This is a genomic window from Pseudomaricurvus alcaniphilus (genome assembly GCF_011440395.1).
Classification (GTDB): Bacteria; Pseudomonadota; Gammaproteobacteria; order Pseudomonadales; family Cellvibrionaceae; genus Pseudomaricurvus; species Pseudomaricurvus alcaniphilus.
The window spans coordinates 271,154-280,127 of the sequence record NZ_JAAOIX010000009.1; the positions used below are offsets into that span (position 1 = coordinate 271,154).

General features: G+C 50.8%; 15 protein-coding genes. 5 read left to right on the forward strand and 10 right to left on the reverse strand.

Features of this window, described 5'->3' with window-relative positions; genetic code table 11:
* Positions 1–61: 61 nt before the first annotated feature.
* Positions 62–430 carry an MGMT family protein gene (locus G8764_RS17565; protein ID WP_341806413.1) on the reverse strand — a complete coding sequence of 123 codons (369 nt, stop codon included), beginning with the start codon at positions 428–430 and terminating at the stop codon, positions 62–64.
* Positions 431–949: 519 nt separating this feature from the next.
* Between G8764_RS17565 and G8764_RS17570 the strand changes: the two genes are divergently transcribed.
* Complete coding sequence (locus G8764_RS17570) at positions 950–1,378, forward strand: hypothetical protein (protein ID WP_207951945.1); 429 nt, start codon at positions 950–952, stop codon at positions 1,376–1,378.
* 12 nt (positions 1,379–1,390) lie between these two features.
* On the opposite strand, the gene G8764_RS17575 is transcribed toward G8764_RS17570, so the two are convergent.
* From G8764_RS17575 to G8764_RS17595, 5 genes are all read right to left on the reverse strand, one after another.
* Complete coding sequence (locus G8764_RS17575; protein WP_166165981.1) at positions 1,391–1,768, reverse strand: DUF2237 family protein; 378 nt, start codon at positions 1,766–1,768, stop codon at positions 1,391–1,393.
* A gap of 149 nt (positions 1,769–1,917) precedes the next feature.
* The gene (locus tag G8764_RS17580) at positions 1,918–3,189 is read right to left on the reverse strand and encodes an O-acetylhomoserine aminocarboxypropyltransferase/cysteine synthase family protein (protein ID WP_166165983.1); all 1,272 of its coding nucleotides are present in this window, start codon (positions 3,187–3,189) and stop codon (positions 1,918–1,920) included.
* Between the two features lie 250 nt (positions 3,190–3,439).
* A complete protein-coding gene (gene ybaK / locus G8764_RS17585) occupies positions 3,440–3,907 on the reverse strand; it encodes a Cys-tRNA(Pro) deacylase (protein ID WP_166166015.1) in 468 nt (155 codons plus the stop codon).
* A gap of 66 nt (positions 3,908–3,973) precedes the next feature.
* Positions 3,974–4,735: an SIMPL domain-containing protein gene (locus tag G8764_RS17590; RefSeq protein ID WP_243748859.1), complete on the reverse strand. Its 762-nt coding sequence runs from the start codon at positions 4,733–4,735 to the stop codon at positions 3,974–3,976.
* Positions 4,736–4,782: 47 nt separating this feature from the next.
* Positions 4,783–5,616 (reverse strand): DUF4437 domain-containing protein, encoded by an 834-nt coding sequence (locus tag G8764_RS17595; RefSeq protein ID WP_166166017.1) that lies wholly within the window; start codon positions 5,614–5,616, stop codon positions 4,783–4,785.
* 451 nt (positions 5,617–6,067) lie between these two features.
* Here G8764_RS17595 and G8764_RS17600 point away from each other — a divergent pair, with 451 nt between their 5' ends.
* Complete coding sequence (locus G8764_RS17600) at positions 6,068–6,262, forward strand: type II toxin-antitoxin system VapB family antitoxin (protein WP_166166019.1); 195 nt, start codon at positions 6,068–6,070, stop codon at positions 6,260–6,262.
* Positions 6,259–6,660, forward strand: a complete 402-nt coding sequence (gene vapC, locus G8764_RS17605) for a type II toxin-antitoxin system VapC family toxin (RefSeq protein WP_166166021.1) — start codon at positions 6,259–6,261, stop codon at positions 6,658–6,660. The genes G8764_RS17600 and vapC overlap by 4 nt, the downstream gene beginning before the upstream one ends.
* 112 nt (positions 6,661–6,772) lie before the next feature.
* Here vapC and nadS read toward each other — a convergent pair whose 3' ends face one another.
* The 4 genes from nadS to G8764_RS17625 all read right to left on the reverse strand — a co-directional run bounded on the left by nadS (position 6,773) and on the right by G8764_RS17625 (position 8,137).
* Positions 6,773–7,060: a NadS family protein gene (gene nadS, locus G8764_RS17610; RefSeq protein ID WP_166166023.1), complete on the reverse strand. Its 288-nt coding sequence runs from the start codon at positions 7,058–7,060 to the stop codon at positions 6,773–6,775.
* Positions 7,053–7,394 carry a type II toxin-antitoxin system RelE/ParE family toxin gene (locus G8764_RS17615; protein WP_166166025.1) on the reverse strand — a complete coding sequence of 114 codons (342 nt, stop codon included), beginning with the start codon at positions 7,392–7,394 and terminating at the stop codon, positions 7,053–7,055. Before G8764_RS17615 ends, nadS begins: the two co-directional genes overlap by 8 nt.
* Positions 7,395–7,565: 171 nt before the next feature.
* Positions 7,566–7,859 carry a HigA family addiction module antitoxin gene (locus G8764_RS17620; protein WP_166166027.1) on the reverse strand — a complete coding sequence of 98 codons (294 nt, stop codon included), beginning with the start codon at positions 7,857–7,859 and terminating at the stop codon, positions 7,566–7,568.
* The gene (locus G8764_RS17625; protein ID WP_166166029.1) at positions 7,859–8,137 is read right to left on the reverse strand and encodes a type II toxin-antitoxin system RelE/ParE family toxin; all 279 of its coding nucleotides are present in this window, start codon (positions 8,135–8,137) and stop codon (positions 7,859–7,861) included. Before G8764_RS17625 ends, G8764_RS17620 begins: the two co-directional genes overlap by 1 nt.
* Positions 8,138–8,343: 206 nt before the next feature.
* Between G8764_RS17625 and G8764_RS17630 the strand changes: the two genes are divergently transcribed.
* Positions 8,344–8,565, forward strand: coding sequence for a TA system antitoxin ParD family protein (locus G8764_RS17630; protein ID WP_166166031.1), 222 nt, complete (start codon positions 8,344–8,346; stop codon positions 8,563–8,565).
* Positions 8,558–8,848, forward strand: a complete 291-nt coding sequence (locus tag G8764_RS17635) for a type II toxin-antitoxin system RelE/ParE family toxin (RefSeq protein WP_166166033.1) — start codon at positions 8,558–8,560, stop codon at positions 8,846–8,848. Before G8764_RS17630 ends, G8764_RS17635 begins: the two co-directional genes overlap by 8 nt.
* The last annotated feature ends 126 nt before the right edge of the window (positions 8,849–8,974 follow it).

Genomic DNA, 8,974 nt, shown 5'->3' on the forward strand with positions numbered 1-8,974 from the left:
AGGCCATAAGCTCATTGCCGATCACAGCTGGCTTTTGGTTACAGATCGCTCCGGGCACAGTTCACTCGATCGCATAGCGACGCAGCGACAGGGTCTTGTTGCGGAAGACCACGCCCTCCGCTTGCAGCCGCGATTTCTGTAGCTGGTAAGCGGCACTGCCCTCCGGCAGCGACAACTGTCCCCTTGCGTTGACCACCCGGTGCCAGGGCAGGGTCGAGCCCGGTGGCAACTGCCGCAGAGTGGCGCCCACAAAGCGCGCGTGCCCTGGGCAACCAACCAGCCGGGCAATTTGCCCATAGGTCGCCACCTTGCCCGGGGGAATCAGGGCGACCGCCTGCCAGATGCTCGCCCGCATCGCTGCCATATCCATCCTCTGCCCCTCATCAACCACCGCGCGGGAACCAATATTTCCATGCACAGCTATTTCCACCCACTATCTCCACCCACTATCTCCACTCCACCTGCTATCGCCACCTACATTAATCTCTACACATGAATCTCTGCACAAGCATCACCACGAACAAGTATCCCCTGGTGGACGTTGCGGAAATGCGCCGTGCAGATACTCCTGCGCCTTACAAAACTTGTTGCGCCAGCGGCAATTTTAGGCCGGCCCCTTGTCACAATGTGACAAAAACTGCATCATCGCGGCCTCGTGTTTGTGTCGGTTTTTTTATCACTTTGGCGTTGCTTGCCTTAATGGTTCAGCGGGGTGTCAGAAAATGATCAAATCGTCACCCCTGTCACCATTGAAATTGGCGAAAAAACCTCAAATAAGCCTGCCGACAGGGGCAAAAAGCCCGGATAGGGGCGCAAACAGGGGTTTGTACCACCCTCCGTATATTAGTGGCATGAAATATGCTGCTTTACTAGTCAAGTTGGCGAAAGCCACAACACTCTACCGACCTATCGATCTAAAGTCACAGAGGCAAACATAGAGGTAATTTCTGTGAAAGGTTCAGTTTCAAAAGAAACACTGGCTCGGGAAAACCGTCAATTCCAGGACACCGGCGGTGTCAGCGCAGTCAATCGCAGCCACCATTTTATTCCTGCCTTTCAGGATTCAGCCAGCGGCAAGGCTTATCAATCGTGCTTTGCCGACGGCACCCCGGCGCCCATACATATACTGGAAGGGCTGCCAGATTATCTGGTCTGCGAACGCTCAGACGAGGGTGACGTAAAAAGTGCCGTCGATACTGTCACCGCGGGCTTTCTTTACGCCGGACAGTTTTACACCCGCGAGCAGGCCGCTGCCGCCCTGGCCGAGCCCGCCCGGGAACCGTCGCCAATGCCGCTGGCGCAACCCGAGATCAACCCGAACCAACAGAACTGGTGTTTTCCCACCGACGATTGGCAATTACAGGGGGCCGACGGTTAACGTCTCCCCCACCTAATTCAAATCGACGGCGTATTTTTTTAGCAGTTCCAGCGGTACGATTTCCAGTGCCTTGATATGGGTTTTACGCAAGTGCACTCGCGGTGCCCTGTTATTTTCCAGTGCTTCCAGCCAGCGCGCCGCGCACAGGCACCAGCTGTCCCCGGGCTTCAGCCCCTTGAAATCGTATTCCGGTACCGGCGTCGACAAATCATTGCCCTTGAACCGGGAGTACTCCAGAAACGCTTTCGATGCCTCGATACAAACGGTGTGCGAGCCCAGATCGTCCCTGCAGGTATTGCATTTGCCGTCCCGGAAAAAACCGGTTACCGGGTCTTCACCACACACGTCCAGTGGCTCCCCGAATATATTGATCGATTCATCCATTTTCATTAATCACGCTCTCTCAATAACGGCTGCTGCTCATAAAAGCTTGTCACCTTAAAAGCTTCTGCCCTAAAAGCTTCTAGCCATAGAAGCTTCCAACCGGATACTGTGCCTGTTGCGCGCGGACGCCGCCGGATAAAACCGGCTGCGCCCTGCTAGGCCGCGGCAAACGCTTGCTCGAGGTCCGCGATAATATCGTCGATGTGCTCAATGCCAATACACAACCGCAGCATCTCCGGGGTGACTCCGGCCACCTTCAATTCCTGTTCGTTCAACTGCCGGTGGGTAGTAGACGCGGGATGGCAGCTCAGCGACTTGGTGTCACCTATGTTCACCAGTCGTTTGATCATCTGCAGCGCATCGTAAAACTTGACCCCGGCGGCAAAGCCCCCCTTGATGCCAAAGGTCATCAGCGATGACGGCCGGCCGTTAAAATACTTCTTTGCCAGGGCGTGGTATTTGTCGCCCTCCAGGCCCGCATAGCTGACCCACTCCACCTTTGGGTGGTCCCGCAGATAGCGGGCCACCGCAGCCGCGTTATCACAGTGCCGCTCCATCCGCAGTGGCAGGGTTTCCATACCTTGCAGCAGCATAAACGCGTTCATGGGTGAGAGTGCCGCGCCGGTATTGCGCAGCGGTACTGTTCGCGCCCGGGCAATAAAGGCCGCGGCGCCAAACTGCTGGGTATACACAACACCGTGATAGGCCGGCTCAGGCTCATTCAACATCGGGAAGCGCTCTTTGTGCTGATCCCAGGGAAACTTGCCCGAATCGACAATTATGCCGCCCAGCGAATTGCCATGGCCGCCCATATATTTGGTGAGCGAATGCACCACAATGTCGGCACCGTACTCGATCGGGTTGAGCAGCGCCGGGGTAGCGACGGTATTGTCCACAATTAACGGCACCCCACGCTGGTGGGCGAGGGTCGCAATCGGCTCAATATCGACGATATTGCCAGCGGGGTTACCGATGGTTTCACAGAATACCGCCTTGGTCTTGTCATCCATAAGTGCCGCCAGGTCTTCCGCACGATCAGAGCTGGCAAAGCGGACCTCTATCCCCTGCTTGGGCAACATGTGGGCGAACAGGGTATAGGTGCCGCCATAGAGTTGGGGGGTGGTGACGATGTTGTCGCCCGCCTCGGCAATGGTCAGGATCGCATAATTGATTGCCGCGCTTCCAGCTGACACCGCCAGCGCGGCAATCCCGCCCTCCAGTGCGGCCACCCGCTTTTCCAGCACGTCCCAGGTTGGGTTCATAATCCGAGTATAGATATTGCCGGGCACAGCCAAATCAAACAGGTCAGCCCCGTGCTGGGCGCTGTCAAACTCGTAGGACACGGTTTGATAAATGGGCACCGCGCAGGCCTTGGTGGTGGGATCGGTTTCGTACCCTTCGTGAATGCAAATCGTCTCTTTTTTCATTGTTGTGTTTCCCTGGTTGTTGCCCTGCGGGTCGCGCAGATTGGGTCGTTATTCTAACAAGTCCTGGATCGCCGCGAACAGCAGTGCTGCGCCGCACGTTGCTCAATCATAGCCTGAAGTGCCCCCTTTGATCGAGTGACTCCCGTGCCGATTTCGCCGGCTCGGATGCTGCTGCCACCGCTCGTGTGCTCACTGGCTTGCGCTGATTTTACTGGCATGGTTTCTCTGGCATGAATTCACTGCAATGGTTTCACTGCTTTATATCAGCAAATACTCCATTGACCTGAGCCGCGAGGTCAGCGGCGTACAATTCGATTTCAAGCCCGCGGCGACCGGCACTGACATAAACCGTCGGAAAGCCAGTCGCCGACTCATCAATGACCGTCCGCAGCCGCTTTTTCTGGCCCAGCGGGCTGACGCCGCCCAGGACATAACCGGTAACCCTCTCTACATCGGCTTGATTGGCCATGACCGCCTTCTTGGCCGCCAGCGCCCTGGCCACCAGCTTCATACTGAGCATGGAAGACACGGGCACCACCGCCACTGCCAACTCCTTGCCGTCGAGACTCACAACCAGCGTCTTGAATACCCTGCTCGCCGACACACCCAGCTTGTCCGTAGCTTCCAAACCATAGGATTCGCTGGCGGCGTCGTGCTGGTACTCATGCACCCGGTGTTTGATATTGTGCTTTTTGGCAGTTGCAATTGCCGGCGTCATATTTTATTCCTGCTATGGCTGCTGTCCGAGACGATTTAGTCCAAGAAAGTTTTAGCCCTGCCCGGCTTAGTCCGACAAATAGTATTCAACCGTTGATACAACCCTGACCTTCTTGATATGCGGGTTGTTCTTGTCTCTCGACGCGATGCTGAATTGCCCTTGTGAGGCCCTTTTTATTTTGCCAAGCCGACTGGCGGAATCTGTGGCAAATTTCTCCGCAACCTCTCTCGCTTTGCGGGTGGCTTCTTCTATCATTTCCGGTTTGATCTTGTTTAGCCCGGTAAAAATATATTCCGTTTGTGATTGATAATCCCCACCGGTGAACACAATACCTTGCTTGCCAAGCTTTGACAAAGAACTCATGATCGCCCGGGCAGCTTGTATATTATCTGAATAAACGGTAACCACTTGCACCGCGGTATAGCGATATTCCGCCCTCTGGGCTCCACCGTATTGCTGGGCAGACTTATCAGTAATTGCCGGCGATGACAGGGATATTTCAGACTCTGCAATTCCGCCTTCGAGAAGGAACGCTTTGATCCGGGAAGTATTTTCTTCCATGGATTCGTACAGGGATTCCAGTTCATTACTGGCCGCGGCAAACTGAATCGGCCAAATCACTATATCCGCGTCGTACTCTCGCTCAGACAGGCCTTTTACCACCACACTTCGTTCATACTGCTTGAATTCTATCGCTGCTTTACCGAGCAGAAACCCCAGGCTTGCCAGCCCAAGAAAAATAAAAGCACCCAAAATGAACCCGTTAAGCCTGCTATCCACCTGCATGTGACCTCCAAAAAATAGACGCTTGCAGTAGCGATACATCATATCGCACAGCAAGTCCTTGCAGATTCCAGTTTTAGCATTGAATTCAGCTAGTCCGACAAGACTTCGTATTTACCGCTGCTTCGAATATACAGAGTTGACTCATGCCCCTTTTCTAAAGATACGCGGTGCCCAAAATCACCTGCAGAACCAAAGTAACTGCCTGGACCCAGCCTTTTCCCACGTTTGCGGTCGTCATAACTTAAAGCGCCTGCAACAACTATCGCCTTGAATGTATCCGCCCCAGTCTTGATTCTACCCTTAAAGTTGGCCGGGAGCTTTAGCATAGAACCGTGCAATTTTCCTTCGCTGGTATCACCCCACAAATAGGCCATTTCTACGCCTGATTTACCGACCCGCACGGCATCGGACGCGCCTAACCAGACAATATTGGATTTATCAACATTTACGGGCCGCTCGCCATTATCAAAGGCTTTCTCAACAGGCTGGACAAGGTATGGACCACTATTTATCTCAATATATGCGACATTTTTCTGACCATTGGCGGCAGTGATGTGCGTCTCGCCTGCGGGTTGCGTCCAAAACGAACCCGCCGGCAGCCACATACTTTCCGCATTTGGGTCATCGTTGTGCAGCTCGCCACTGATAACAACACCGCGATAGGTAATATTGTGAATATGAGGAGGCGAAGAAAACCCCTCCGGGAACTGAAGTAAAATACCAGACGCAGTATCCTTGGTTCTATCACCCCACAAATCTGCTGCCCTCGGGCCCTTATCTCCCCTGGCAGGGTTCAAATAGCCCCACTTGACGTCAGCAGCAGACACCACCTCAAAACCGGATTCTTCGATCCCTGCTTCGGCATAGAGGGAGACCTTCAGCCCCAATAGAAGCAGTGCAATAACCAACTTACTCAAATACATACAATTTTTCCTGACCGTTTATTTATGCAGTTCTCGAATATCAGTGGACAATTCAACTATTTCAGGGTTCAGATTTCGATCCGGATTAAAACCGAATATGTTTCTCTGAAACCTGCTTTACAACAGCTTAGTATCCTGGATTAGCTTGCCACTGGCTAATTTTCTGGCAGTGAATCATATTCCTTTCGTTTTTCTTCTTGCCACTTCGCCATCGATCCAGGGGCTTTCCGGAACGATGTGAAAACTGGAGTATTGACGGAGCAGTATTCAGTCATTGCATTGACTTCAGGCGTACGCTTGCCGGGGACTACCAACTCAATAGGCGTATCTACAGTTGACAATGCGATACCCAAATATATATTTTTATCCGTCCAACTGCTGCCACTTGTTATGAATTTTAAGCTGCGCCATAATGTGTACCAATATAGTACTTAATACACACGGGTGCAACATGAGAACTAACATAGTAATTGACGACCAATTAATGGCGGACGCTCTACAAGCAACAGGTCTACACACAAAAAAAGAGGTGGTAGAAGAAGGACTTAGGACCCTGATAAAGCTGCGAAAGCAGGCCGAAATTAGAGATTTGCGAGGCAAACTTAAATGGGAGGGGGATTTAGACGACATGAGAAAGAATAAGTGATAGTAGTTGATACGAGCGTTTGGATAGACTACTTCAATGGCCGAATTACGCCGGAAACGGAAAGGCTGGACTCCTCTCTCGGCAACAGCGCTGTCGCTGCTGGAGACCTGATAGTATTGGAAATACTGCAAGGCTTCCGCTCCGATAAAGATTATAAAACCGCTAAAAAATACCTAGCCTCTTTGCACCAGTACAATATGCTTACACCAGATTTAGCGATTAAAGGGGCTGAAAATTACCGCAAGCTTAGAAAGAAAGGCATCACTATCAGAAAGACTGCAGATGTGATAATTGCTACATTTTGCATTGAGCATCGACTTCCCCTTTTGTACACGGACAAAGACTTTTTGCCATTTACCCATCACTTGAAGCTACGCTCGGTGCTGGAGAAATCATAACGCCGCTGTAACTGGCGGAAAATACGAAGCTGTTTTTTGTGCAACAACGAGCGCTGCGAAAGCACAAAAAACGGCGCAGTATTTTGCGTCCGGATCACAGCTTTGTTAGCTCTCACGATTCCAGAGCGCGAAGCACCAACTCCGGTTCTTTTGCTACAACATTCAAGAGAACTAAAGCCGGCCCCTGTGGAGTACGGTCTCCGCGCTCCCAATGCCGAAGAGTGCTGACACTAATGCCAAATGCAGATGCAAACTCACTCTGAGACATACCTACTTTAGCTCTGATATGCTTTACGTCGATAGGAGCAAATTCGTGGATAACGGCCTTTTTCACTTTACCTTCAGAGAAGTCAATTGCCTCGGTGAGTCCCTGCTTGATGCTTGAATATGCGCTAGCCATTTGTACCACCATAATGTTTAAGTAAAAGGCTTGTGATTTTGGCCAGTTCGTTACGCTCAGCTTTACTGATATTGGCCTTTTCACCCTTGCCAAATACGGTAAGGAGAAACAGAGGCATAGTGCCATCATGGAAGTAATAGATTATTCTGACGCCACCACTTTTGCCTTTACCTTGTGCAGACCATCGCAGCTTTCGAATGCCTCCAGTGCCCTGCAAAAGATCACCAGACTGAGGGTGAACGGCTAGGTAATTGATAATACTGGCCTTTTCTTCAGTCTTAAGTAGATTCGATGATCTTTTTATGAATTCAGGGAGTTCTACAATTGTCTGCACAGGGCGAATTGTAATCCAATGGATTATAGGCGGTCAACGGTCGCTTTTCCGTGCTAACGTTTTGCTCACCGGCGCCCGCTGCGGCGTTTGATTTTGCGCCATAATGGAGCGGAGCGGAATGCACAAAAACAAACGCCGCAGCGGGTGTCCGAGTGTAGCAATTTGTTAAGCTTAGGATGCAATTTCGTAGGGTCGAACTTGCAACTCAGATTGATGTTGACGCGCCACCCAAAGATCATAAGCATTCTGCAACCTCAGCCAATGATCTGCAGATGGCGTCTTGAAAGCTAGCTCCAGCCGCAACGCCATCTCAGGAGTAATGGAACCACGACCATTTAATACTTTGGACAGCGTTTTACGACTTATATTTAGATGCTCAGAGACATTAGTAATTGTCACGCCAGTAGGCTCAATTACCAATTCTTTAAGAATCTCACCCGGATGGGCCGGATTATGCATACTCATTAGTGATAATCCTCATAGTTTACTATTTCAGCGTCCTTACCCGAAAAACCAAATGTAACCCGCCAATTTCCGCTCACCGAGACGGACCAAATACCTTTACGACTGCCTTTCAGTTCATGCAAACGGAGGCCAGGCAAGTCCATATCATTTGGGCTTTCAGCTTGATCAAGGTTGGTAAGAATTAGCCTCAAACGTTTGGCATGCTTCGATTGAATGCCTGAAGTTTTACCGGTGCGATAGAACCGTTCGAGCCCTTTATGAACGAAACTGATAATCATGCAATATTGTAACCTTATGGGTTACGGTGTCAAGTGCTGATTTTCAAGCTTAACGCCTTGCTCAGCGGTTGGAGTGAATTGGCGGCTTTTTGCAAACAAGGTGACAATTTGCCCCAATCCGACTGGAGCAGCTTGTTACAACTTGCCTCATTTGTGGCGCATTGCTACAATTGGGGCGGTGATATTGACCCCTAGAGGATATGACTGTGGCAACTACTAGCATACGATTAGACCAAGAACTTATTGATAAAGCCACCATAATGGCGAAAGCACTGAACCGGACACCACCCAAGCAAATAGAACACTGGGCCAAAATTGGCGAAATTATGGAAGATAACCCGGATTTGCCGTATGAATTCGTTAAGCAAGCAATAATAGCGCAAGCTGAGAAAGAAGCGGGAAAGCTGGAGAGCTACGATTTTGGTTAAAGCAACCAGTGTTTTACAAACACCTAGCTTCAAGAAGGCCGTAAAAAAACTTAAGCCAAACCAAAAGAAAGAGCTGGATACTGTCATCAAAGAGTTAATGGCCAAACCAACTCTTGGCGAACAGAAAAAGGGAGATCTATCTTTCTTGCGTGTGCACAAATTTAAGATGAATAAACAGCTTACATTATTGGGGTATAGTTTTAACGATGGCACGCTTGCTCTCGAATTACTGGCACTTGGTTCGCATGAAAATTTTTACCGCGATCTAAAACGCAGAACCTAGAGTTGGTCGTGGTAGAACGCCCGGTTACCCGGACGCCCCCACACAGATCCCGGCGTGCGGGATTACCGCACCGGGCTCCTCAGTAATAACATTGCTACCGTGCATGGGCAGCCCCCTTCTCGAACA

Bases quoted from the DNA above. Each gene is read 5' to 3' on its own strand.
- G8764_RS17575 (WP_166165981.1), bottom strand. From the start codon at position 1,768: ATGAAAATGGATGAATCGATCAATATATTCGGGGAGCCACTGGACGTG.
- G8764_RS17580 (WP_166165983.1), bottom strand. From the start codon at position 3,189: ATGAAAAAAGAGACGATTTGCATTCACGAAGGGTACGAAACCGATCCC.
- ybaK (WP_166166015.1), bottom strand. From the start codon at position 3,907: ATGACGCCGGCAATTGCAACTGCCAAAAAGCACAATATCAAACACCGG.
- G8764_RS17590 (WP_243748859.1), bottom strand. From the start codon at position 4,735: ATGATGTATCGCTACTGCAAGCGTCTATTTTTTGGAGGTCACATGCAG.
- G8764_RS17595 (WP_166166017.1), bottom strand. From the start codon at position 5,616: ATGTATTTGAGTAAGTTGGTTATTGCACTGCTTCTATTGGGGCTGAAG.
- G8764_RS17600 (WP_166166019.1), top strand. From the start codon at position 6,068: ATGAGAACTAACATAGTAATTGACGACCAATTAATGGCGGACGCTCTA.
- nadS (WP_166166023.1), bottom strand. From the start codon at position 7,060: ATGGCTAGCGCATATTCAAGCATCAAGCAGGGACTCACCGAGGCAATT.
- G8764_RS17620 (WP_166166027.1), bottom strand. From the start codon at position 7,859: ATGAGTATGCATAATCCGGCCCATCCGGGTGAGATTCTTAAAGAATTG.
- G8764_RS17625 (WP_166166029.1), bottom strand. From the start codon at position 8,137: ATGATTATCAGTTTCGTTCATAAAGGGCTCGAACGGTTCTATCGCACC.